Annotated in this window: 19 protein-coding genes; 6 read left to right on the top strand and 13 right to left on the bottom strand. The window is 51.0% G+C overall.

The genetic code is table 11. The features are described from left to right. Window positions 1-25: 25 nt before the first annotated feature. Window positions 26-889: an HDOD domain-containing protein gene (locus LPB67_RS01945; protein WP_262835383.1), complete on the bottom strand. Its 864-nt coding sequence runs from the start codon at window positions 887-889 to the stop codon at window positions 26-28. Window positions 890-1,162: 273 nt separating this feature from the next. Between LPB67_RS01945 and LPB67_RS01940 the strand changes: the two genes are divergently transcribed. Next, window positions 1,163-1,939 carry a YdcF family protein gene (locus LPB67_RS01940; RefSeq protein WP_262835382.1) on the top strand — a complete coding sequence of 259 codons (777 nt, stop codon included), beginning with the start codon at window positions 1,163-1,165 and terminating at the stop codon, window positions 1,937-1,939. A gap of 65 nt (window positions 1,940-2,004) precedes the next feature. Next, window positions 2,005-3,513, top strand: a complete 1,509-nt coding sequence (locus LPB67_RS01935; protein ID WP_262835381.1) for a right-handed parallel beta-helix repeat-containing protein — start codon at window positions 2,005-2,007, stop codon at window positions 3,511-3,513. Window positions 3,514-3,664: 151 nt separating this feature from the next. On the opposite strand, the gene LPB67_RS01930 is transcribed toward LPB67_RS01935, so the two are convergent. The 4 genes from LPB67_RS01930 to LPB67_RS01915 all read right to left on the bottom strand — a co-directional run bounded on the left by LPB67_RS01930 (window position 3,665) and on the right by LPB67_RS01915 (window position 7,803). Further along, a complete protein-coding gene (locus LPB67_RS01930) occupies window positions 3,665-4,147 on the bottom strand; it encodes a CreA family protein (protein WP_410482709.1) in 483 nt (160 codons plus the stop codon). A 94-nt stretch (window positions 4,148-4,241) separates the two neighbouring features. Further along, the gene (locus LPB67_RS01925) at window positions 4,242-5,717 is read right to left on the bottom strand and encodes an APC family permease (protein WP_262835380.1); all 1,476 of its coding nucleotides are present in this window, start codon (window positions 5,715-5,717) and stop codon (window positions 4,242-4,244) included. 79 nt (window positions 5,718-5,796) lie between these two features. Further along, complete coding sequence (locus LPB67_RS01920; RefSeq protein WP_262835379.1) at window positions 5,797-7,122, bottom strand: metal-dependent hydrolase family protein; 1,326 nt, start codon at window positions 7,120-7,122, stop codon at window positions 5,797-5,799. A 495-nt stretch (window positions 7,123-7,617) separates the two neighbouring features. Then, window positions 7,618-7,803 (bottom strand): hypothetical protein, encoded by a 186-nt coding sequence (locus LPB67_RS01915; RefSeq protein ID WP_262835378.1) that lies wholly within the window; start codon window positions 7,801-7,803, stop codon window positions 7,618-7,620. A 151-nt stretch (window positions 7,804-7,954) separates the two neighbouring features. Between LPB67_RS01915 and LPB67_RS01910 the strand changes: the two genes are divergently transcribed. Next, entirely contained in the window at window positions 7,955-8,638 is a 684-nt protein-coding gene (locus tag LPB67_RS01910; protein ID WP_262835377.1) for a MarC family protein, read from the top strand. A 129-nt stretch (window positions 8,639-8,767) separates the two neighbouring features. Here LPB67_RS01910 and LPB67_RS01905 read toward each other — a convergent pair whose 3' ends face one another. The 6 genes from LPB67_RS01905 to LPB67_RS01880 all read right to left on the bottom strand — a co-directional run bounded on the left by LPB67_RS01905 (window position 8,768) and on the right by LPB67_RS01880 (window position 17,453). Then, window positions 8,768-9,082, bottom strand: a complete 315-nt coding sequence (locus tag LPB67_RS01905; RefSeq protein ID WP_262835376.1) for a hypothetical protein — start codon at window positions 9,080-9,082, stop codon at window positions 8,768-8,770. Window positions 9,083-9,272: 190 nt separating this feature from the next. Further along, window positions 9,273-10,811, bottom strand: coding sequence for a SpoVR family protein (locus tag LPB67_RS01900; RefSeq protein WP_262835375.1), 1,539 nt, complete (start codon window positions 10,809-10,811; stop codon window positions 9,273-9,275). Between the two features lie 8 nt (window positions 10,812-10,819). Continuing rightward, window positions 10,820-12,100, bottom strand: coding sequence for a YeaH/YhbH family protein (locus tag LPB67_RS01895; RefSeq protein WP_262835374.1), 1,281 nt, complete (start codon window positions 12,098-12,100; stop codon window positions 10,820-10,822). A 92-nt stretch (window positions 12,101-12,192) separates the two neighbouring features. After that, complete coding sequence (locus LPB67_RS01890; protein WP_262835373.1) at window positions 12,193-14,115, bottom strand: PrkA family serine protein kinase; 1,923 nt, start codon at window positions 14,113-14,115, stop codon at window positions 12,193-12,195. Window positions 14,116-14,514: 399 nt separating this feature from the next. Next, entirely contained in the window at window positions 14,515-14,862 is a 348-nt protein-coding gene (locus tag LPB67_RS01885; protein WP_262835372.1) for a hypothetical protein, read from the bottom strand. Between the two features lie 230 nt (window positions 14,863-15,092). Then, window positions 15,093-17,453, bottom strand: a complete 2,361-nt coding sequence (locus LPB67_RS01880) for a putative bifunctional diguanylate cyclase/phosphodiesterase (RefSeq protein ID WP_262835371.1) — start codon at window positions 17,451-17,453, stop codon at window positions 15,093-15,095. Window positions 17,454-17,623: 170 nt separating this feature from the next. Here LPB67_RS01880 and LPB67_RS01875 point away from each other — a divergent pair, with 170 nt between their 5' ends. Together LPB67_RS01875 and LPB67_RS01870 are read left to right on the top strand one after the other, a co-directional pair. Continuing rightward, window positions 17,624-18,223 carry a TetR/AcrR family transcriptional regulator gene (locus LPB67_RS01875; protein ID WP_262835370.1) on the top strand — a complete coding sequence of 200 codons (600 nt, stop codon included), beginning with the start codon at window positions 17,624-17,626 and terminating at the stop codon, window positions 18,221-18,223. An 82-nt stretch (window positions 18,224-18,305) separates the two neighbouring features. Further along, window positions 18,306-19,421: an alkene reductase gene (locus tag LPB67_RS01870; protein ID WP_316685050.1), complete on the top strand. Its 1,116-nt coding sequence runs from the start codon at window positions 18,306-18,308 to the stop codon at window positions 19,419-19,421. Window positions 19,422-19,468: 47 nt separating this feature from the next. Here the strand turns inward: LPB67_RS01870 and LPB67_RS01865 are convergent. Beyond that, window positions 19,469-20,220 (bottom strand): IS5 family transposase gene (locus LPB67_RS01865; RefSeq protein WP_410482708.1). Its coding sequence is split into 2 segments (ribosomal slippage): window positions 19,469-19,899 and window positions 19,899-20,220, totalling 753 coding nucleotides; the frame shifts between segments, so codons are not numbered across the junction. A gap of 617 nt (window positions 20,221-20,837) precedes the next feature. Continuing rightward, the gene (locus LPB67_RS01860) at window positions 20,838-21,284 is read right to left on the bottom strand and encodes a MerR family transcriptional regulator (protein ID WP_262835368.1); all 447 of its coding nucleotides are present in this window, start codon (window positions 21,282-21,284) and stop codon (window positions 20,838-20,840) included. 68 nt (window positions 21,285-21,352) lie between these two features. On the opposite strand from LPB67_RS01860, the gene LPB67_RS01855 reads away from it, so the two are divergent. Next, on the top strand, window positions 21,353-23,998 hold the full coding sequence (locus LPB67_RS01855) for a heavy metal translocating P-type ATPase (RefSeq protein WP_262835367.1): 2,646 nt from the start codon (window positions 21,353-21,355) through the stop codon (window positions 23,996-23,998). Window positions 23,999-24,028 lie beyond the last annotated feature (30 nt).

The raw sequence follows: 24,028 nt of genomic DNA, 5'->3' as shown, positions 1-24,028 counted from the left end.
ATGGTCGTCTGACACATCGAGTGTCCTAGCCTGCCGTATTAAATATCTCGTTCAATTCATCGAACTTGTCGGCGGCCTCGTCCATCGACAGACCTAAAAAGCCGCAGGCCAGCGCACCGCCTTTTTCCCACTCCACCGACAACTCTTGTCCGTGATATTTCTGAATTCCGTATTCAGACATCAGGGCCAGCGCAATCAGAGAACGCACGATTTCCGGCGTTGCTGTGTCTTCGAGCACGGCATAATCGTGATGCAGCAAAATGCCCGTTGAGACATGTTCGGGCAAACCCCAGGTACGCGCCATCAGCGAACCAATGGCGGCATGATTGCAGGCATGTTTTTCGTCTTCTATATCGGTAAATCGCTGGACAAATTCATTATTCGCCAATGCCAGAGTGGTCGAATAATCGGGAAAACGCTCCAGCATCAAGGGGATGCCGATATCGCAAAACAAGCCAAAAGTATGCGCCAGATCAATCGGACATACACGGATACGGCTTGCCAGATACACCATCGCCTGCGCCCGCTTGCTGGAAAAATCCCAGAACTTGACCAGAGAGTGGCCCTGCACCACGACGGCCTGACGCGCGATGATGCCGGTCATCAGCAAACCGCACTGTCCAAGCCCCAGCAAATCCACGGCATGATCCACCGATGTCGCTTTCAAGCGCAAGCCGAAAAAAGACGAATTCGTTAATTTCATCAGGGAACCCGCCAGTGCGACATCGTTGGCAATAATTTTTGCCAGGCGCCGGGGGCTGGGATCCGGGCAGGCCATTTCTTGCTGTACATCGGCGAGCAGGCTGGGTCGCGGCGGAATACGTATGGTCTTTAGCAAAGCATCGACAGACTGTTCCGTGGTTTTACCCGGCGCAATGGATGTGTTCATTGAATTCTTCAAATTTATCACGCAATCCTCTATTCTAAGGCGCAATCATTTCCTTCATGCATTATTTGAGGTAATTACGCACGCCAAAGCCGATTTCACCTGAACGAGTGTATTTTTTCTTGTCACTCAAATCAAATCTCAGTGACAATTTGCACACATTGTATATATTTTGGATTGGCGCAAAATCAAGAAAATAGCTCTTCTATACCCTTTACGGTACTGCGGTTATTTTTTGTGCAAGTCTTAATATGCTTATCATCACTTAAAGATCCTATGCACATCAGCGTAATACTAGCGACTTTCGCAAAAATTCTTGTGTTACCGCCATTCAGTCTGTTTTTAATCTATCTGATCGGCATGCTGCTCAGTCAATGGCGTCCGCGTTTGGGGCAGATTTTGCGTATCAGCGCGGTATTTTTATTATTCTTTATCAGTACCGGATTCGGCTCCTGGCTGCTGGTGCGGCCATTGGAGTCGCTGGAGGCGGCGCTCTCATCGGGCAAAAATACACAGGCGGATGCCATTGTTATTTTGACCGCCGGCAGGGTAGCGCATAGCCCCGAGTATAACGGCCAGGATATTCCTGATCACATCGCACTGGCGCGTATCAGATACGGTGCGCACCTGTATCACGCTACTGGCTTGCCGATTCTGGTGACAGGGGGACTGGGTCAGGACAGCGGCAATACGGAAACACTCGCCGCCGGTATGCAGCGTGCGCTGGAACAGGATTTTTTGATCCCTGTGCAATGGGCGGAAAACCATGCGAGAAACACCGAAGAAAATGCCCGCTACTCGGCGGCAATCTTAAAGCCAGCAGGCGTAAAGCGGATCCTGCTCGTCACCGATGCGATGCATATGCGAAGAGCGCGCATCGCGTTTGAGCGAAGCGGCTTACAAGTGGTGCCGGCACCGACCATGTTTCTGGCGGATTCCGAAGGTGAATCCTGGAACCTGTTCGCTACAGCGGAAAATATGCGCCGCTCGCACTATGCTTTATATGAATGGCTGGGCTTACTCAGATATCGCATCGAGTCCTTACTCAGTTAAACAAATTCATCGAACCGATTAAATCATCCATCTTCATGATCTGGCAGTCACCATAGTCAACTCTTATGCGTAGCAAAATCCGTTCTTACCTTCGCTATGTGATTGCACTGGTCGTCTTGACGATGCTGGTGGGCGGCGCCGTCATTTATTATCTGCAAAAGTCGGGAGTAACGCCGCGCGCGCTGTCCCCCTATGTTGAGCGCAGGACCTCTGATCACAATCCTCTCATCATCAAAACCGGGGAGTGGGTAGGCAAGGCCTTGATGCTGTTAGATCGCGGTGCCAGCAAGCCGCATCAGAACAGCCCGACCATCATCGGCGCCCAGACAAGCCCACGGGATCAACGCCATGCTGCGCGGCATGAGGCAGATCGATCTGTAGATAACCGTAGCGATATTCTGGTGACATCCAGCGCGCAATTAGTCGCTGCGCTGAGCAAGGCCAATGCCGGCGACCTGATTACGATCATGCCCGGCACCTACCATGTGGTCGGGACACCTTTGATCGCCAATCGTCCAGGCACGGCGGGCAACCGCATCACGGTGCGGGCAATACAAGCTGGCACGGTATTTTTGGAATTTAATCTGGGGGAAGGATTTCAAGTCTCGGCACCTTATTGGACGTTTGAAAACCTGTCTATCCGCGGTGTCTGCCAGCACCATGAAAACTGCGAACATGCGTTTCATGTGACTGGCGGCGCCAACCATTTTACCGCCTCGAACAATACGATACGGGACTTCAACGCGCATTTTAAAATCAACGGCAGCGACGGCCGCATGCCGGATTTTGGCCTGATTGAGGGAAATACCCTGAGCAATACCAGCGCCAGAAAAACCAGCGCACCGGTGACCTTGATTGACCTGGTTGCAGCCAGCAACTGGGTGATACGGCGCAATCTGATTACCGACTTTATCAAGGATCAGGGCGACAGGATCAGCTATGGCGCGTTTGCCAAAGGTGCCGGCTCGGGGAATAAGTTTGAACAAAATATCGTCTTGTGCGAACACCTGTTACGAGGCGCTGCCGGACAACGTGTCGGCTTATCGCTCGGCGGCGGCGGCACGGGAAAAGACTATTGCCGCGACCGCAGGTGCATCACCGAACAAGATAAAAGTATCGTCCAGGCGAATCTGATTGCCTCATGCTCTGACGATGGGATTTATCTGAATCGCGCTGCAGCCAGTGTGATTTTGCACAATACCGTGATCGATACCGCCGGAGTGACGATACGGTTCCCCGAGAGCAGCGCAGACGTAGAAGGCAATCTGGTCGATGGGCCGATCCGTAGCCGGGACGACGGCTTGTTACGCAGCAAGGACAATAGGGAAACCCCGATTGCGCTGCTGTATCTCGGTTACCATCCGCTGCGCAGCCTGTTTCTGCAAGCCGAGGCAGCCAATTTCATGTCCAAAGATAAGCTGCCGCATCGCTCTGTCACTCTGGCAGATCTGCCGGACTTATGCGACAGTACACGCCCGCCAACACCGAGTTATGGCGCCTTTGAAGATTTCTCGACCTGCCTGCTGGCCAGACCAGGAACCACGCAGAGCGCCCCCCCAATTCCGTATAAATAACCACCGAAGCACAGAGAAAAAGCAAGAGAATAACTGGCGCGATGGCGTTTGATATTAAAATGAACCCGCAAGCTGGGTGCGTCTGTTGGCACGAAATGCCTCTGAAAGCCGCATCCGGCTTGCGGGTTCCTTTCTGCCGAAAGATCGCTCCCTATTTCAACGGAATCGCAATCGCCTTATCTATGGGAACCGCTGTCACGCTATTCTTTGGCGAGCCATCCACCAAACGATCGGAGTAAGTTAAATACACCAGCGCATTGCGCTTACTGTCCACCACCCTGACGATGCGTAATTTTTTGAACAGGACGGAGAGCCGTTCGCTGAACACTTCTTCCTGTTGCGCTAAGGGTTTGGGAAAACTGATAGGCCCGACCTGACGACAGGCGATCGATGCTTCCGCCTTGTCCTCCGCCAGACCGAATGCCCCTTTGATGCCGCCGGTCTTGGCGCGCGACACATAGCAGGTCACGCCATCTACCTTGGGGTCGTCATAGGCTTCGACCACGATCTTGTGATCCGGGCCGATCAGGATGAACGCCGTATCGACACTGCCGATCACTTCAGCATGCGCGACACTTGCCAGCAGCATTGCCGAACCTAGAGGTAATAAAAACCGCGCACATAGATTTTTCATCATCATGATATTCCCTTATATAAAATAGAAATTCCAGCCTCAGATGCAGCAAAGGCTCTTGCATTACAAGAGCCTTCTTCAATTTAAAACCAGATTATTTTCTGCGGTCGGGATGCAGTCGCGAATGACGCATCCCGTACAAAAAATAAATCGCTACCGCAATCGTCATCCAGATACAAAATACCCAGTACGTCGTTGGCGGCAAATCTTTGACGATGTACAGACAAGCCAGAATACTTAAACCGGGCAACAGGTAAGGACCGAGCGGCACCCGAAATCCGTTGCTGTCCGCGCCGATGCCTTTACTACGCATCACCGGCACCGCGACCGAAACCACCATGAAGGCGACCAGGGTTCCCATGCTGACCATGTCCCATAAGAAGGTGGCATCGACCAGTCCGGCCACAATACCGACGACCAGACAGACGATGACGGTATTGCTGACTGGCGTTTGGGTACGTGCACTGACTTTTTGGAAGGAGGGTGAAATCAAGCCATCTTTGCTGATCGCATACAGAATACGGGTCTGGCCGTAGATCGTCACCAGAGTCACGCTGAATACCGAGATCACCGCCCCCGCCGACAAGATCAGTGCCGGCCACGCCTTACCGGTGACGTTTTGCAAAATCACGGATAAACCCGCCTCCTGGCCTTCAAACATGCTAGCAGGCTGCGCCCCCAAGGCCGCCACTGCGACCAGTAAATAAAATACCGTCACGATCACCAGCGCGGCCAGGATCGCCAGCGGTACATTGCGCTTAGGGTTCTTCACTTCTTCGCCCGCCGTCGCGACGGTATCGAGACCGATGAACGAAAAGAACACGGTGCCGGCTGCCGCAGTCACGCCCGCCATGCCCGCCAGTCCCTTGCTGTTGTCCTGATTAAAGAAAGGCGTGAAATGTTCAGGATTAAAACCGGAGAAAGCGATAAACGCGAAGAAGCTCAGGATCACCAGTTTAATCATCACCATGATGGCGTTGACCGTCGCCGATTCTTTGGTACCGCGCAATAGCAGGAAGCCGCACACAATTACCAGGATAATCGGCGGCAGATTGATTTGCCCCGAATGAATCTCGACGCCTTTGGCGCCCGCCACGATCATCGGTGAACGCAGCATCTCGGGAATTTGCCAGCCGACCGCATTGCTCAGGAAGTTATTCAGGTAAGCCGACCAGCCGACCGCCGTGGCGCTGGCCGCCAGTCCGTATTCGAGCAGCAGGCATGCCGCCACGATATATGCAGCAAACTCACCGACAGTCGCATACGCATACGAATACGATGAACCCGATGCCGGAATCCGCGATGACAGTTCGGCGTAGCACAATGCCGTCAAACCCGCCGTCACAGCCGCCAGGATGAAAGACAGGATCACCGATGGTCCGGCCTTAGGCACCGCTTCCACCATTGTGAAAAAAATCCCGGTGCCGATGGTGGCGCCGACGCCGATCATGGTGAGCGAAAACAATCCCAGCGAACGATGCAAGCCGTTGCTGTTACGTTCCTCGCCTTCCTTGCTGCTGTCAACTGGCTTGGTGCGTATCAGTTGCTGCCCAAATGTTTGCTGTCTCAAAAGAATGTCCTTTTTTTTATAAATAAGGGATGTCCGGCAAAACCGCTGATCGCGGCCATGTTCTGCTACCTGGCCAGGATTATTGTGCCGCAGGTACTTTGACCATTTCGCCGCCCTTCATCACGAACTCCACCTTGGTCAAGGTGGTGACATCGCGCAAAGGATCGCCGAAAACCGCAATGATATCCGCAAACTTTCCGGCTTTTATACTGCCTATGGTTTTTTTCCATCCCAATAAATCGGCGGCATTGATGGTCGCAGCCTGGATGGCCTGCATCGGCGTCATGCCGTATTTGACCATGTAAAAGAATTGTCTGGCATTGTCGCCGTGCGGATACACGCCGGCATCGCTGCCGAAAGCCATTTTGTCGCCGTATTCAAACGCCTTGCGGAAATTATCGCGCTGTAACTGGCCGATCTCTTTTTCCTTGGCGAGCGATTCTGGCAGGAACCCGGCTTTTTCACCTTCACCGAGAATATAGTCATCGTTATAAATATCCATCACCAGCCAGGTGCCCTTCTCTTTGGCCAGGCGCATGCCTTCTGCGTCGATCAGACTGGCGTGTTCGATGGAATCGACACCGGCACGCAAAGCATCGTTAATGCCGCTGGCGCCGTGGGCATGCGCGGCGACTTTACGACCCAGCTTATGCGCTTCGGACACAATCGCCTGCATTTCTTCCAGCGTATATTGCTGCGCCCCGGCGGCATCGCCTTTGGACAACACACCGCCGGTGGCACAGATTTTGATCAGGTCGGCACCGAATTTCGCCATTTCGCGGACTTTGGCACGGGCCGCCCAGGGACCGTCGGCCACACCTTTGCCGACATCGTTGTAGTCGGCCGGCAATAAATTATTATCGCAATGACCACCCATGATACCGATGGCATAAGCCGAGACCAGCATGCGCGGACCGACGATGTCGCCGTCATTGATCGCGTCGCGCAAAGCCACGTCGCCATACCCATCGGCACCGACATTACGGACTGCGGTAAAGCCCGCATTCAGGGTATCGCGCGCAGCGCGCACACCGTACAAGGCGGCGCGGATATTCGAGGTGCCCATACCGGCATAACCATGCTCATGCGGATTGCTCGTCAGATGCGTGTGCGCATCGATCAAGCCCGGCAACACAGTGGCGTTGGACAAATCCACGATCTGCGCACCGGCAGGAATTGCCGTGCTCTTGATGGATCCAACCGCAATAATATGTTCGCCCTTGACGATGATGACCTGATCGCTCAGTACCTGTGCCGTTTCTACATCGATTAATCTGCCGGCCTTGATTGCCACCGTCTTCGTTGATTTTTCATCAACCGCGGCATTCGCTGCTTGCAGCGTGGTGAATGCAAGACTGGCGGCGAGAAGTGAGAGTAATGAGATTGATGGACGACGCTTGTGCATAAAAACCCTTGTGGCTAATCAAAAGAAATCGTAAGTAGTTCAGTACAAGCCGTTTTTTCTACCATCGCTTTGTGACCTGAAGATGAACTTATGCCACGCATTCTAGCTGCGCTGAAAAAAGCTGTCCGTTGTATTTTGTTTCAAGCGCTGCGGAATTGCATAAATTGACTGTTTTGCCGCTCATACTGTTGGTTTATCCGCGTTATTGCACCCACCCGGCTTACCGCCCCACGGACTTATCTGACTTTATGTGGCGCAATCCGTGTGCGATAGTCGCGCCCTATGATATTTCCATGTATCCCCCCGCCACAAAATATTGGGCCTTCCCTCCTTATTTGCAACGCAGCCTTGTCGGCGAATTGAAATTTGATTATTAAATTTGATTTTTAAGCGTGACAGAGCCACAGCCCTGAAGGGAACTTCTAAAAACCCTTTAATCGAGATGCAGCGCTAGGCACAAACGCAGCAATACGTCGGTATTGCGAGGCTTTGTAACTACGCGATGCGCTCGAGTATGAGGTTTTTAGAAGTTACCTGAATTGAACGCGCAAGATGGATGCGGCTTCCCGAGGCATTTGATGCCGGAAGGCGCATCCGCCGTGCGGATTGATTTTTAAATAGGCGTTTAAAAGTGACCATCCCTCTCGCCGGCACGCGAGAAAGAATACCCGCAATATCCATGCGCCTTTCCAGCCATTATCGGCCTGAAAGGCTTGATTTTATTGAATGCCTGTTTTTTCCTTTTTCCACTCCCCGACTTCAAAACACGCAAACTCGCCGCAAACCTCAATACAACTTTATAATCAGGCTCTCGGATTTTTCAGGAGCTGGCATGAGTATATCGATGATTATTTTCTTTAAGGCCTTGATCGTCGTGCCGATTACTTTGCTGCCTATCCTGAATCCGATTGCGATTGCGCCAATTTTTTTGTCGATGACAGGCCCGGTTGAATCAAGTGTAGCCGGGCGTCTGGCTAAGCGGATTGCGCTGAATTGCTTTTTCCTGTTGATGGGGGCGATTTTTATTGGCTCTTATGTACTCGACTTTTTTGGTATTTCCTTGCCGATCGTCCGGGTCGCTGGCGGTATCGTAGTAGCGATGGCGGGCTGGAAATTGCTGAACGATCAGGGCCAGGACAAATTACGGACTTCCGTCGCGCAATCGCATGGCGGCACCTGGAGCAAAGATGAATTACGCCGCCGCAGTTTTTATCCTTTTAGTTTTCCATTGACGGTGGGGCCCGGCACGATCGCTGCATCGGTGACGCTCGGCACGCAGATGCCGCATAAGCCGGTCGACTGGCTGATCACCAGCATTGCCTCGGCCTTAGGCGTCTTGTTGACGACCCTGGTGATCTATCTGTGCTACCGCTTTGCCCGCAATATGGAGCGCTTCTTAGGCGATGTCGGTGCAACGGTATTAATGCGATTGTCCGCCTTTATTTTGCTGTGTATCGGGATTGAAATTGGCTGGACCGGCCTTTCGGAATTAGTCGAAGGTTTAAAATTCCATTAAGTCATCCGGCCTTATGGATTGCAACATATAAACAGTAAATAAGCAGCAGATAAGCAGCTGACATCCGGCAAATAAAAAAGCGTCATTCAGGTAAATTGAATGACGCTTTTTTTATAAGGAAGATGTCAATCAGGCTTCTGTGGCCTCTTGTATTGGCGCTTCCATTAACATCAGGGCATGCTCAACCTGGGATGATTCATCGCCGATTTTACTTTGCCAGGCCCGCACAAAATAAGTTTTCTCTTTTTCGCTCGGCGCAACATACCAGATCACCATCAGCGTACCTTTATGGTCGTGAATTTTCGCCAGTTTGGTGATGCAGTCGACGTTGTTATCGGCATCCGCCAAACCTATCGCATAGCCATAGACACGGTATAGCCGATCCAGGCGATCCGGTTCAGTTTCACTATGGGTTGCAGAAATTTTTGGATGATCGAGGTACATCGTGCACACTCCGGCGGAATTGGTCAGGTGGAAAAAATCTGCTCATCAGGTCGCAACAGATGATCCTTGCTGCGGCGCACATTAAGTTAGATTGCTTTACTTATTCTATCCGATAGCCTTGCTCAGTACCGCGTTAATGAAGGTTTTTTTGCTGGATGCTGTGGTTTATCGCAACATGAAAAAAAATCGCCTAGCGGATACGGCTGCGTTTTTCCCATTTGCATTCCTGGGTATGCAGGATATTGTTGTGCTGATCGACCGTTTCCAGATAGACGTCGAATCCCCACAGCCGTGCGACATGCTTCAGGACTTCTTCTGTCTGCTTATTCAGCGGCCGGCGTAAATATTCGTTATGCCGCAGAGTCAGCGCCCTGTCCCCTTGCATATCGACCGACCAGATCTGGATATTCGGCTCACGATTACCGAGATTGTACTGGCCGGCCAATTGTTGGCGCAGATATTGATAGCCGCTTTCATCGTGGATCGCCGAGATACTCAGCTTGTCCTGCTGATCGTCATCCAGCACGGAAAAAAAGTGAAACTCGCGTATCAATCGCGGCGACAGGTATTGCGCAATAAAGCTCTCATCCTTGAAATTGCGCATAGCGAAGTTCAAGGTTTGCAGCCAGTCGCTACCCGCGATATCGGGGAACCATTTCCTGTCTTCATCATCGGGAGCTTCGCAGATCCGGCGGATATCGCGCATCATCGCGAATCCTAAAGCATAGGGATTGATCCCGTTAAAATAGCGGCTGGTGACCGGCGGCTGATACACCACGTTGGTATGACTCTGCAAAAATTCCATCATGAATCCGTCGCCGACAATTCCCTCATCAAATAGCTGATGCAAAATCGTGTAATGCCAGAAAGTAGCCCAGCCTTCGTTCATGACCTGGGTTTGTCGCTGCGGATAGAAATACTGGGAAATTTTCCGCGTAATGCGGACGATTTCTCTCTGCCATGGCTCTAACAAAGGCGAATATTTTTCGATGAAATACAGTAAATTTTCTTGCGGCTCATGGGGGAAGCGCAGAATCTCCTGATCCTCTACGGTTTCATCCCGGCGCGGCAAGGTACGCCATAAGTCATTGACTTGCGATTGTAAATAACGCTCGCGATCTTCCTGTTTTTCACGTTCTTCCGAGAGCGATAATTTAGCGGGACGCTTGTATCGGTCAACGCCATAATTTTGCAAGGCATGGCAGGAATCGAGTAATAATTCGACGGCCTCAATTCCATAGCGCCGCTCGCAATCGGTCACATAATTGCGCGCAAACACCATGTAATCAATGATGGCATCAGCATCGGTCCAGGTACGGAATAAATAATTTCCTTTAAAAAAAGAATTATGTCCGTAAGCCGCATGGGCGATCACCAGCGCTTGCATGGTCAGACTATTTTCTTCCATCAGGTAGGCAATGCAAGGATTGGAATTGATCACAATTTCATAGGCCAATCCCATCTGGCCGCGCCGGTAGCTTTTTTCAGTGGATAAAAAATGCTTACCGAATGACCAATGGTGGTACGAGACCGGCATCCCTACGGACGCATAGGCATCCATCATCTGTTCAGCGGTGATGACTTCCAATTGATTCGGGTAGGTATCCAGGCCGAAATTCTGCGCAACGCGACGAATCTCCTCATGCGCCTGCTCGATCAGCTCAAAGGTCCACTCGGATTGCTCCGGCAATCTGTTCGGATTTTTGGAAGTTGCAATCGGGCTGTTCATCTCGATACTCACTTCGCTTGTTTTTTAAACAGTTCACGGAACACAGGATAGATTTCTGCCGGCGTGCGGATTTTTTGCATCGCAAAGTGCGAGTGATGCTCGGGTACCTGGGTATATTCTTGCCACAGATTTTGCGGTTCGCCTTCAGTAATCTCGACGTAAGCATAGTATTGAACCAGCGGCATAATCGTATTAATCAGCAACTGGCGGCAAGTGACCGAATCATTGTCCCAGTTATCGCCGTCCGATGCCTGCGCTACGTAAGCGTTCCAGTCACCGCTGGGATAGCGCTCCTGTATGATCTGCGTGAGCAAATTCAATGCCGATGACACGATGGTGCCGCCCGATTCCCGCGAATGAAAAAATTCGTTTTCATCGACCTCAGATGCAGCGGTGTGATGACGAATGAAAATCACGTCGATCTTGTCATAGGCTCTGGTCAGGAATAAATACAAGAGAATGAAAAAGCGTTTGGCGATTTCTTTCTTTTGTTCATCCATAGAACCGGACACGTCAAGCAGGCAAAACATGACCGCCTGAGCCGAAGGTTTCGGTACCTTGATACGGTTGCTATAGCGCAGGTCAAACGGATCGATAAACGGGATCGCCAGCAGCCGGGTACGTAAATGATGGATCTCATGCTTGAGCATCGCGATGCGTTCGTCATGGGAGTCCGGATTCGAGTCGGATGCCGTGTGCAACAGCTCAGCCATCTCCAGCTCAGCCTGCTTCAAACGCCGCGCGGATTTGCCGCCGACCGCAATCCGTCGTCCCAGAGCGCCGCGCAAGGAGCGTAATACATGCAGGCTAGAGGTGGTGCCGGATGTTTTGTAACCCGCTCGCTGGCTTTTAAAATCGGTGGTCGAAGCGAGTTGTGTTTTAACCAAATTAGGTAATTCCAGGTCTTCAAAAAAATAATTCATGAATTCTTCGCGACTCAACTGAAAAATGAAATCGTCCTCACTCAGCTCATCGCTATTGCCGGCCTGCCCTTTGCCTGCTCCGGCACCTCCTTTGGGGCGCGCAACCTGATCGCCTTTCAGATATTCTTTATTACCCGGCTGCACGGTTTCCCAGATACCTCCCCGGTCGTGGCCAAACGTCGGCTCATTGACATCTTTGACAGGGATGCGGATACTCTCACCGCTCTCAAAATCGGTGATGGATCGCCCCTTGATTGCTCTGGCTACCGCCTCTTTAATCTGGCCTTTATAGCGTCGCAAAAATCGTTCACGATTTGGAGCTGATTTGTTCTTACCCTGAACACGTCGATCAATCAGATGAACCAAAGCGCTCTCCTGCAATATAAGTATCAACAAGCACTAATTACGCTGCGATGAGCTGGCATTGGATTATCCACGCCTTCATTCTTTGTCGGCCATCAGGAGGATTTCCTGACACGCAAATACCATTCGCACAGCAGGCGCACTTGTTTCGCGGTATAGCCTTTGGCAACCATGCGCGAAACAAATTCCTGATGCTTATTCGCGTCATCTGCACTTGCTTTGGCATTAAACGAAATCACAGGCAATAATTCCTCCGTATTAGAGAACATTTTTTTCTCAATCACCGTACGCAGTTTTTCATAGCTGGTCCATGCCGGATTTTTTCCGGCATTTTGTGCCCTGGCCCGCAAAACGAAATTGACGATCTCATTTCTGAAATCTTTAGGATTCGAGATGCCTGCGGGTTTTTCTATTTTCTCCAACTCATTATTCAGCGCATCGCGATCAAAGCTTTCTCCTGTATCGGGATCGCGGAACTCCTGGTCCTGTATCCAGAAATCGGCGAAGGTGACATAACGGTCAAAAATATTTTGACCGTATTCGGAATAACTTTCCAGATACGCCGTTTGAATTTCTTTACCGATAAATTCTGCATAGCGTTGCGCCAGATATTCTTTGATATACGAGAAATATTTTTGCTCGGTTTCTGGCGCAAATTGCTCACGCTCGATTTGCTGCTCAAGTACATACAATAGATGCACCGGATTCGCCGCCACTTCAGTGGTATCGAAGTTAAATACTTTGGATAAAATCTTGAACGCAAAACGTGTGGACAAACCATTCATGCCTTCATCCACACCGGCATAATCGATGTATTCCTGACGCGATTTTGCTTTGGGATCGGTGTCTTTCAGATTCTCGCCGTCATACACCAGCATCTTGCTGTAGATACTCGAATTTTCCGGTTCCTTGAGACGGGACAGAACCGAAAACTGCGCCATCATTTTTAGCGTACCGGGGGCACAGGGAGCCTGATCCAGAGACGAGGTCCGCACCAGTTTTTCATAAATTTTGATCTCATCGCTGACCCGCAGGCAATACGGTACTTTGACGATATAAATCCGGTCCAGAAAGGCTTCGTTATTTTTATTATTTTTAAAGGCTTTCCATTCCGATTCATTCGAGTGCGCCAGAATAATCCCTTCAAACGGAATTGCGCCAAAACCTTCGGTGCCTTTGAAATTACCTTCTTGTGTCGCGGTCAACAATGGATGCAGGACTTTGATTGGCGCCTTGAACATCTCAACGAATTCCATCAAGCCCTGATTTGCCAGGCACAGGCCGCCTGAGTAACTATAGGCATCGGGATCGTCCTGCGCATAGTCTTCCAGCTTACGGATATCGACTTTACCCACCAGCGAAGAAATATCCTGGTTGTTTTCATCACCCGGTTCGGTTTTAGAAATTGCGATCTGTTTCAATACCGATGGATAGCGTCTGACGATGCGGAACTGATTGATGTCGCCATTAAACTCATGCAGTCTTTTTACCGCCCAGGGGCTCGGAATATTGCGTAAGTAGCGTCGTGGGATACCAAAATCCTCTTCGAGGATAGTACCGTCTTCGTCTTCGTTAAATAGTCCGAGCGGCGACTCATTGATCGGCGATCCCTTGATGCAATAGAAAGGAATTTTCTCCATCAGGTATTTCAATTTCTCTGCAATCGACGATTTACCGCCGCCGACCGGTCCTAATAAATACAGGATTTGTTTGCGCTCTTCCAGGCCTTGCGCCCCATGCCTGAAGTAAGAAACAACTTGTTCTATGACTTCTTCCATGCCATAAAACTCACGGAATGCCGGATAGATTTTGATGACTTTATTCGAAAAAATCCGGGAACGCCGGGAGTCGTGACGGGTATCGATCAGCTCAGGTTCACCGATTGCAGCTAACATGCGTTCGGCAGCAGAAGCATAAGCGAGAGGTTCTTTTTTGCACAACTCCAAGAACTCTTGCATCGAATACTCTTCTTCTCGAGTCCGTTCATAACGCGCTGTATAGTTGTCAAAGATTTTCATCTTGATCTCCTTTGAAAGCGATTAACCGACCAACCGACCCGAAAGCACGACAAGAATAGAGTGAACGGCCACGTTGAATCTTGCTCTGCTGCACCTGACAACTTTAGTGTAGGTGAAATTGAAGAGAATGTTGAGAATTTCCGGTTTTATTTGTATCGAAAAAAGACATTGACCCGCAGAGATAAATGAATGATCTTTCCGGAAAGATAAATTCAGGCTAGAGTTTTGTCCGCTTCTGAAAAATTTGTATCCTCATAAAAAGAAGATATTTTTGGAAGCTGTTTTTTCTTCATGAGATGCGTTCAAGTTCCTTGACATCAAACCGGATTTTTGTGCGTCGCCAATAATGAAAAAAGCCGCCAGCGTATGAACTGGCGGCTTTCTGTTTTTGAGCAAGGATTACATCGCTTTACACTGACGTAATTCACACTTCGCAAGAAATGTCTTCCCGCTTTCACACAGCATACGATAGACCTCTACCGGTCCGCTTGAGGTAATGAGGCCGGCACCTTTGCCGCCCGCACAACCATATTCTTTTGCAATTCTTTCTACCGAAGTCGAAGATACGCCAGTAACGAATTCGATGGTCTGGACTTTATATGAGCCTGTTTCTGTTGTCTGGCTGACCGCTGGCGCTAATGCTGCAACTGGAGCTGGCTTACCAGAGCTTGCGCCGGTAATGGAGGCGCAGCCAGTCATTACGGCAAGAATGACGCAACAGGTAAAGGTCTTGAGGAAAGCGTTCATTTTTTAGCTGAATTAGAGAAAAAAACATTGTAGATTATCTGCGGACAAGATGATCTAAATAATGCGTTTTACTCTAATTTTGTGGTGTTTCTGTCAAAATCGAAACTGATTCATGAAAAACATTGAAGTGATGAATTATCTGTTTCGCGTTCAAAAATAATGCTCTTCGGAAATAAATTTAAATTCTCATCAACTGATCCCGCCTGACGCAGAGTCTGCTGGCAAATAAATCAGGTCATCGCAAAAACGGTATTTGTTTCCAGCAACTGGTTCATGGAAGCTATTTCCAAAGGCCGGTAATATAAATAGCCTTGAAAATAGTCGCACCCGATATCTTTGAGGAAAGTTTCTTGCGCCAGATTCTCAACCCCCTCAGCCACTGTCTTGCAGGACAAAATAGTGGCCAGCGAGACGATCGCTTTAATGATCATTTCACTCTTCTGGTTATGACCGATCTGGGCAACAAATGAGCGATCGATTTTGACGCTGCGCGCCGGGAAATGGCTGAGCTTGGATAAGGACGAATAACCCGTCCCAAAGTCGTCAATCGCGATCCCAAAACCGCGCTCTTTGAGTTGGTTCAGATAAGTGATGGCCTGCCCTTCGTTCGCAATCAGCCCAGTCTCCGTAATTTCAAATTCGAGGTATTCAGGCGCCACCCCATGTTGTGCGCAAATGCCGTCTATCAGCACCAGCAGATCATTGCGCGCCATATCGGATGCCGACAGATTCACCGCAACGACCGGACTGAAACCGAATTGATCCAGCCAGCTGCGAATTTGTGCACAGGCATTGTCGAGAACAAAATTGCTGATGTCGCGGATCAGGCCGGTGCGCTCCGCGATCTCAATGAACTCGACCGGACTTACATTGCCCAAGCTTGCCGAGCGCCAGCGCAGCAATGCCTCGACGCCTGCCAAGGTACCGTCCCGGGTCACTTTGGGCTGATATACGAGCCGGAATTCTTTTTGTTTGAGGCCGCTAACGATCCCCATTTCGATTTCCACGCTACGCCGTATTTCGGCCTCGTCCTCTTCATCGAATAAGGTCGCGCCGGGATCGCTGGAACGCCTTGCGGTGTCGAGCGCGACTTCACTGCGACGTATCAGGTCATCGGGCTCGCTCTCACCTGGCCGCACCAGGGCAATCCCTGCTGAAAACTGGATCAACAAGTTTTCGCCATCGATATCGATTTCTTTAGGCAAAGCATGGCGTACATGCTCGACCATTTTAATGATCTCGCCCGGAGTAGTGAATTGATCAACGACAAACGAGAAAACAATGCTGCGCAAGCGTGCGCAAAAACTATTTTGCGGCAAAGCCGCTGTCAATTCTTCGGCAAAACGACGCAACAATATATCGCCGATGTAGATGCCGAGTTTTTGGTTCGCATGGCGAATGCTATTCAGACGAAACGACACCAGGGCAGTTACCTTACCCTGATCTGTTTTTGCCAGGACGTCCTTGAGATGCTTACGCAGCATGTCGCGATCAGGCAAGCGAGTCAGCTTATCGTGATTGCTCAAATAGCTTTCGCGCTCCTGACTCAGTTCCAAGGCATTGTGAATCGAATACAGATTCGAGACATCGCGTAAAGCCACGATGTAATGTTCATTCTTGGTTTGCGCGATGTTTTCCATGGCGACCAGTTTGCCATCACGGGTACGATAGGCAGACATGCGGAGGTTTGCACCGTCTTCCGGATTGCCTCCTTTAAGACGAATGCTGTTATCCAGCGACAGCCAGTCAAATAATGCCGCTTCGCCAACGCTGGATGAGGCATCGTGTTGCATCGCGCGGCCTAACAGAGTATTTGCGAGATTATTCGCTTGCAGGATGATCCCGTGCGGGTCGGTTAACAATAAGGCGCTACCGGCATTTTGAAAGATCTCATAATACTGATCGCGACTGATTTCGAGCTCCGTCGTTGCTTTGCGCTGACGTAATGCGGACGCATCGAATACCTGCAAAACCCGGAACACGGCAAGCGGTATGCCGATATTAAAAAACAAAAACAACAATGTCGGGACATAGATATGGCTGTCCTGCAAACCGATATGTATGCCAGGGAAGTTGGAGATAGACTGAGTGCGTAACAGGAAAAAGAAAGGCAGCGTGTTAAATGCCATCAGGATCACCGCCAGTCTGCTAGTGAAGAACAATCTGGCAAGGAGCGGTGTGGTATAAATAAAGATAAACGCGAACCCGGTGATCTCAGGCTGATCTATAAAGCCAATCATAAAAAACGCGGCGGCATAAACGGTCGCGATCAGGATGCCCGCACTGAGACGCAGATGATGTGCAGAATAATACAAAGCCAAACTCAAAATCGCATAGAACAAGCCCACAATCGATAAGACGTAATAAGTCCCGACAGCAACCGCATTGCGCGAACTATCAATGGCGACAATTGTCTGAAGCAACAATCCCGACATCAAGACCATGCGCAAGGCGCTTATCTTCCAGGCGGCATCGTCAGACGGGTCGAATGCGCTTTCGCTAAGAGAAAACCAGCGAAACATCATGAATAAAGTTGTTTGCTTGTTGAGTGCAAGGCATGCCTGTTGATTTAATTTCCACAAAGAAACCATTATTATTCCACAGAATAGGGCAATCTCTATCGTCAACTTGACCCGATACTAGTTAGAGATTGGTGTCTGTCGCATATATGACCCAGAATTTGGTCAGAATGTTCAGGTCTAAGGTTGAATATTTGAGGTTATTACTTGACACTAGACGACTGGTCTAATATTATATGCTAATGGAAAAGATAGACCATCATCAAGATACCCGTGAACGCATCCTTGCAACAGGCGAGAGCTTGATACTTGGGCGCGGCTTCAGCGCGATTGGCTTGAATGAGATTTTGACCAAGGCCGAAGTCCCCAAAGGGTCGTTCTATCATTATTTCCAATCGAAAGAAGGTTTCGGCGTGGCCATGCTGGAGCGCTACTTCGATGCCTACCACCTGCGCACCCGACAACTATTCACCAACGAACAACTGAGTATCAGCGAGCGTTTGTTCGCCTATTTCAGCCATTGGCGCGAGGTGGCGGCCAGTAGCCAGTGTCAGAATATGTGCCTGGCGGTGAAGCTGGCCGCCGAAGTTGCCGACTTGTCCGAGCCCATGCGCGTTGCGCTGAGCCGGGGCATGGCCGGCATTACCGCCCAGATCGCCGCTGCCCTGCGCACCGCTCAGCAAAATGGCAGCTTGGCCAGCGACCTTGATCCCAATCAATTGGCTGAATCCTTATACAGCATGTGGGTAGGCGCCTCCCTGCTGACTAAGGTCAGTCACAGCATGACTGCTCTGGATCTGGCATATAAACAGACCGAACAGATGTTGAAACAACCAGGCTGAAACACTTTGCAAGACGGGCAAGCAATTGCCCTTTTTTTGAATCACGGACTAGACGACTGGTCTAATTTTTAAAAGGATGAACATGCTTAAGCACTTACTCTCGCCACTCCGTACCGGCAATATCCATTTGACCAATCGCGTTGTCATGGCGCCGCTGACACGCTCACGCGCAGGGCAGCCCGGTGATGTGCCGCGTGCACTGAATGTCGAATACTATGCACAGCGCGCAACTGCGGGCCTGATCGTCACCGAAGCCAGCCAGATTTCGCGCCAGGGTCAGGGTTATGCCTGGACGCCGGGCATCTACACCGATGCACAGGAAGCCGGCTGGAAACAAGTCGTCGACGCAGTCCATGAAAAAGGCGGCCGCATCGCGCTGCAACTCTGGCACGTCGGCCGTATCTCTCATTCGCTCCTGCAAGAAAATGGCGCAGCCCCGGTAGCACCATCGGCCATCATCGCAGCCAACAGCCAATGTTTCGTCGTGCAAAAAGACGGCACGCCGGCCAATGTCCCGACTGAAACACCACGCGCACTGGAGCTGGAAGAAATCCCCGGCATCGTCGCGCAATACCGCCACGCCGCCATCCGTGCAAAAAACGCCGGCTTCGATCTGGTCGAAGTCCACGCCGCCAATGGTTATCTGTTGCAGCAATTCATGTCCACTAACAGCAATGTGCGTACCGATATCTATGGCGGCTCACTCGAAAACCGTGCACGCCTGACGCTGGAAGCCGTCGATGCTGCGATTGCCGGACTCGGCGCTGACCGGGTCGGCGTCCGCATCTCGCCGAACTTCGTCGCGCATGGCATTGCCGACACTGAAGCCGAAGCCATGGCACTGTATCTGGCCAGCGCATTTAACCAACGCGGCATCGCGTATCTGCACATCGCCGAACCGGATTGGGCCGGCGGCCCGGTCTTGACCGACGAATTCCGCACACAATTACGCGCGGCTTTCAAAGGCACTTTGATTTGCTGCGGCGGCTATACCGCCGATGAAGCAGAAGCACTGATCGCCAGCGGCCTGGCGGATGCTGTTGCCTTTGGTCGCCCCTACATCGCCAACCCGGATCTGGTGGCCCGCTTCGCCGCAGGTGCAAGCCTCAACCAAGGCGATCGCACCACTTATTACGGCGGTGAAGAAAAAGGCTATACCGATTATCCAACACTGCAAGAGTCAAAAATCGCTGCATAATTGTCACGGACTGATTTGCTTTTAGTACGCTAGAGCGTGTTGACATATCATTTTAGCCATTCAAAAGAAGCAACAATAGCGAAGAATGAGGCGAAGCGAGAAGCCAACTTGTCATAGCGTGTTGCGATTCGTCTGAATTGTTTGATTCTCGCAAAAAAACGTTCGATTACATTACGGTTGCGATACTGAAAAGCATCAATTTCTCTTGGCTCTTTCCGGTTCGATTTTGACGGGATCACAACCTTCGCATTTCTCTCTTGAATGCGCGCAATCAAAGCATTTGCATCATAAGCTTTGTCTGCCAGTACTGCTCCTGGCTGTAGGTCTTTGAGTAATGCCTCTGCTTGCGTCACATCATGACAATGACCTCCAGTAAGCAGGAATCGGGTTGCCTGCCCCAAGCCTTCCACGCATACATGAATTTTAGTAGTCAATCCCCCGCGAGAACGGCCAAGAGCTTGCTCTCCTTTTTTTTTGCAGCACCCGCTGCATGTTGGTGTGCTCTCACCACCGTACTGTCGAGGTACACTTCTTCAAAATCAGATTCTTCTCGCAACACAGAAAAAATACTTTGCCAGCTATCTCGCTCAGACCAGCGTGCAAAGCGTGTATAGACCGTGTTCCAGTAGCCAAACTCCACCGGTAAATCTCGCCATGGACTACCTGTGCGGGCTATCCACAACACTGCTTCTATAAACAGTCTGTCATTTCCACCTGACCGGCCTCCGCCTCCTGTTCGTCCTGGCAACAGCCTCTCTATTCTTGCCCATTGATCTTCTCGCAACAACATTCTCGACATCCTTGATTCGCCCAAATTCAAGAATGTAAACACATTTTCGGAAAAGTTAACAGCCCTCATGCAAAATAGATATGTCAACACGCCCTAGAAAATCTGATGGCAGAAGGCGTTTTACGTCTTCTGCCATTTTTGTTATCTGCAATATACTCCTATTGAGTATTTTTAAATCACGCCGAAAAATATGCGGGATAAGCGCTATTTAAAGCAATACTCCCCCTATTCATCTCAAAATGACGATCGACTTATAAGCTGAGTCTAATCGTCTCAAGCTCCCTGCCCGCTGGTGGGAAAGGAGTCGGGCATGAGGGCGATTGCAATAACAACGCGCCCGATAAAAACTTTACATACTCAAAATATCAATAGGACTTACGCAAAACGGCAAGCTACTTACCACTATTCGTATGGAACACGCAGGCTGAATGCGGTTTTCAGAGACATTTCGTGCCAACAGGCTTACCCAGATTGCGGATTCATTTTTATACTCACATTCGATGGAGTCGGCTCCTCTTGCTTTTTCTCCGTGTCTCTGTGGTGAGAGGTTTTGGGTTTTGGGTAAGTCCTAATCAATTAGCCAGTCTGCCCCTACCGCGCATAGAAAACACAGCCATTTATCTTATCTATGGACAGTGTGAGCCTGGCTGTGGCGGTTGCGATGCTTGCGTAGCTCCCAGCGCGCTGATAATCGGACATTTGGCCTGCGCGGAGCTTGTTTCGCACTGATGGATCAGATGCGACAGCATGTGCTCCATCTTGTGCAGGTCGTTGAGCTTGGTCCGCACCTGCTCCAGCCTCTCGCTGGCGATATCGCGGATAGCCGCCCTGTCGTCGCTATCCTCCAATAGCAACAGATGCGCAATTTCATCGAGAGAAAACCCCAGCTCCTGCGCCCGCTTGATAAAACGGATGCGATCTGCCAAGACCACCGGATAAGTGCGGAATCCCGTATCGGTATGTGGGACAGGCAACAAAGCGCGGCGCTGGTAATAACGTATGGTCTCGACACCGACATTCGCGGCACGCGCCAGTTGCCCTATGGTGTAAGCGGTCTGCACATTATTTTTCATCTAGTCCTTGACTCCGTTCCTGGGTACAGCGTCTATGATAAATTGAAATAGCCATGGGAGAACTTACGATGCATCCAACTAATCCACAAAATCAGCAGCAACACGAGCATAGCGCCGGATCTTGCTGCGGATCGACGCCACAGGCCAGCCCCGTTGCAGCAACCGCTGAAGAGAAAGTGTATATCGATCCGGTCTGCGGCATGCAAGTGACAAAAAATCCCGACAAGATGGCGCGCTATCAGGGTGTCGCTTATTATTTTTGCAGCAGTTCCTGCCTTGCCAAATTCAACGCGGCACCTGGGAACTACGTTAAAGCGAAAAAACTCATCACACCCAAAGTCGTGATAGCAGCCGCAGCAACGACTGAAGCGGCAATGACCGTGGAATCAACCAATTCATGCTGTGGCGGCGGATCGCCCAAGGAAGGCAAGCAAGTCGATCCGGTCTGCGGTATGACGGTCGATGAGAATAGTCCGCATCAATTCAATCTTGATGGACAAACCTATTATTTTTGCTGCGCCGCTTGTCTGGAAAAGTTTCGCAATAATCCGCAGAGCTGGCTCAACCCGGCATTGCGGCCTGTGCCGAAACCGGTAGCCAAAGATGCGATGTATACCTGCCCCATGCATCTGGAAATTCAGCAAGTCGGGCCAGGCACCTGCCCTAAATGCGGCATGGCATTAGAACCGATGGAAGCCAGCGCCGAAGAAGATACCGGCGAACTCGATGACATGACGCGCCGCTTTAAGTTCAGCGTGGCGCTCAGCCTGCCTTTGCTCATGTTGAGTATGGGCGATATGTTACCCAGCCTGCGCCTGCACGATCGTCTCGGCATGAGCTTATTCAACTGGCTGCAATTCGCGCTGGCCACACCGGTCGTGCTGTGGGCTGGCATGCCGTTCTTTGAGCGCGCGCTAGCCTCGTTTAAAACACGTCATTTGAATATGTTCAGCCTGATCGGCGTCGGTACTGCGACGGCGTATGTATTCAGCCTGGTGGCACTGCTGTTGCCAGCCAGCTTGCCGCCGGCCTTCCTGATGGATGGCATGGCACCGCTGTATTTTGAGGCGGCGACTGTCATCATTACCCTGGTGCTGCTGGGGCAAGTGCTTGAATTGCGCGCCCGTTCGCGTACCAATGCAGCACTGAAATCCTTGCTGGCCTTGACCCCCGCAACTGCAATACGAATTGATGCTTCTGGTAAGGAAAGTGAGATTGAGCTCGACCAGGTCCAGCTCAAGGATCATTTGCGCGTCAAACCCGGCGCACATATTCCGGTGGATGGCGTGATTATCGATGGCCGCTCGAATGTCGATGAATCGATGATCACCGGTGAGGCTTTACCCGTGGTCAAACAAGTCAACGATCACGTCAGCGCCGGTACGATTAACCAGCAAGGCAGCTTTAGCATGCGTGCCGAGCGCATCGGTCGCGACACCTTGTTGTCGAAAATTATCCAGCTTGTCAACGAGGCCGGACGCTCCCGCGCACCGATACAGAGCCTGGCGGATCAGGTCTCGGGATGGTTTGTCCCGGGCGTGATTGCGGTTGCGGTATTGGCGTTCATCGTCTGGGCGCTGGTCGGCCCGACTCCGGCTCTGGCAAATGCCCTGATGGCCGGCGTCTCAGTACTGATCATTGCCTGTCCGTGCGCCCTGGGACTGGCGACACCGATATCGGTCACAGTCGGCATAGGACGCGGCGCGACGGAAGGCATCCTGATCAAAGACGCCCAGGCATTAGAGCAATTAGAAAAAGTCGATACGCTGCTGATCGATAAAACCGGCACGCTGACCGAAGGCAAACCCGCCTTACAGCAAATCGTCTGCGCAAATGCTTACACCGAACAACAGATCATGGAAATCGCCAGCGCGATTGAACAATCGAGTGAACATCCGCTGGCGCGCGCCATTTTGACGTATGCCGAACAGCACCGGATCGCAGCGACATCGGTGACCGACTTTACCTCGGTGACAGGCAAGGGCGTGAGTGCCAACGCCAATGGTAAAGCCGTCTTATTCGGCAACCGGCAACTGATGCAAGATCACCGGATTCAGACGACAGAGCTGGACCAGCGCTGCGCCGAATTGCAGGCCCTGGGTCATACCGTCATGTTCCTGGCGATTGATCAACAGCTTGCCGGACTGATCAGCGTTGCCGACAGTATCAAAACCACCAGTCTGCAAGCCATCCAGGAATTACAAAACTCAGGATTGCGGGTAATCGTACTCAGCGGCGATAACATCATTACCGCCAAAGCCGTTGCGGCCCAGCTCGGCTTGAATGAGGTGCATGCCGATGTACTGCCGGCCGATAAATACCGCTTTGTCCAGCAACTGCAAGCGCAGGGTCGTATCGTCGCGATGGCCGGTGACGGCATCAACGACGCACCCGCTTTGGCGCAAGCCGACGTGGGTATCGCGATGGGTAACGGTACCGATATCGCGATGAATAGCGCGCAAGTGATTCTGGTCAAAGGCGATTTACGCGGCATCGTCAAGGCACGCATCCTGAGTCAAAACACGATGAAAAATATCCGGCAAAATTTGTTTTTTGCGTTTGCGTACAACTTCATCGGCGTGCCGGTAGCGGCGGGCGTGTTATATCCCTGGTTCGGGATTGTATTAAGTCCGATGATAGGCAGCGCCGCGATGAGTCTGAGTTCAGTCTCGGTCATTGCAAATGCCTTACGCCTGCGTCGTGCCAGACTCTAGGGTCTGTCAATACCCGGAGTGGGGCAGATA

Origin of the sequence: Undibacterium sp. Jales W-56 (assembly GCF_025548535.1) — a bacterium.
GTDB lineage: Bacteria > Pseudomonadota > Gammaproteobacteria > Burkholderiales > Burkholderiaceae_D > Undibacterium.
The sequence above is the reverse complement of the archived record's forward strand: the minus strand, read 5'-3'. Positions and strand labels throughout refer to the sequence as shown.

Coding starts and splice junctions, on each gene's coding strand:
- LPB67_RS01870 (WP_316685050.1), top strand. CDS start 18,306: ATGCTTAAGCACTTACTCTCGCCACTCCGTACCGGCAATATCCATTTG.
- LPB67_RS01920 (WP_262835379.1), bottom strand. CDS start 7,122: ATGCACAAGCGTCGTCCATCAATCTCATTACTCTCACTTCTCGCCGCC.
- LPB67_RS01905 (WP_262835376.1), bottom strand. CDS start 9,082: ATGTACCTCGATCATCCAAAAATTTCTGCAACCCATAGTGAAACTGAA.
- LPB67_RS01915 (WP_262835378.1), bottom strand. CDS start 7,803: ATGGATATTGCGGGTATTCTTTCTCGCGTGCCGGCGAGAGGGATGGTC.
- LPB67_RS01875 (WP_262835370.1), top strand. CDS start 17,624: ATGGAAAAGATAGACCATCATCAAGATACCCGTGAACGCATCCTTGCA.
- LPB67_RS01880 (WP_262835371.1), bottom strand. CDS start 17,453: ATGGTTTCTTTGTGGAAATTAAATCAACAGGCATGCCTTGCACTCAAC.
- LPB67_RS01900 (WP_262835375.1), bottom strand. CDS start 10,811: ATGAACAGCCCGATTGCAACTTCCAAAAATCCGAACAGATTGCCGGAG.
- LPB67_RS01890 (WP_262835373.1), bottom strand. CDS start 14,115: ATGAAAATCTTTGACAACTATACAGCGCGTTATGAACGGACTCGAGAA.
- LPB67_RS01910 (WP_262835377.1), top strand. CDS start 7,955: ATGAGTATATCGATGATTATTTTCTTTAAGGCCTTGATCGTCGTGCCG.
- LPB67_RS01935 (WP_262835381.1), top strand. CDS start 2,005: ATGCGTAGCAAAATCCGTTCTTACCTTCGCTATGTGATTGCACTGGTC.
- LPB67_RS01930 (WP_410482709.1), bottom strand. CDS start 4,147: ATGAAAAATCTATGTGCGCGGTTTTTATTACCTCTAGGTTCGGCAATG.
- LPB67_RS01860 (WP_262835368.1), bottom strand. CDS start 21,284: ATGAAAAATAATGTGCAGACCGCTTACACCATAGGGCAACTGGCGCGT.
- LPB67_RS01885 (WP_262835372.1), bottom strand. CDS start 14,862: ATGAACGCTTTCCTCAAGACCTTTACCTGTTGCGTCATTCTTGCCGTA.
- LPB67_RS01940 (WP_262835382.1), top strand. CDS start 1,163: ATGCACATCAGCGTAATACTAGCGACTTTCGCAAAAATTCTTGTGTTA.
- LPB67_RS01855 (WP_262835367.1), top strand. CDS start 21,353: ATGCATCCAACTAATCCACAAAATCAGCAGCAACACGAGCATAGCGCC.
- LPB67_RS01945 (WP_262835383.1), bottom strand. CDS start 889: ATGAACACATCCATTGCGCCGGGTAAAACCACGGAACAGTCTGTCGAT.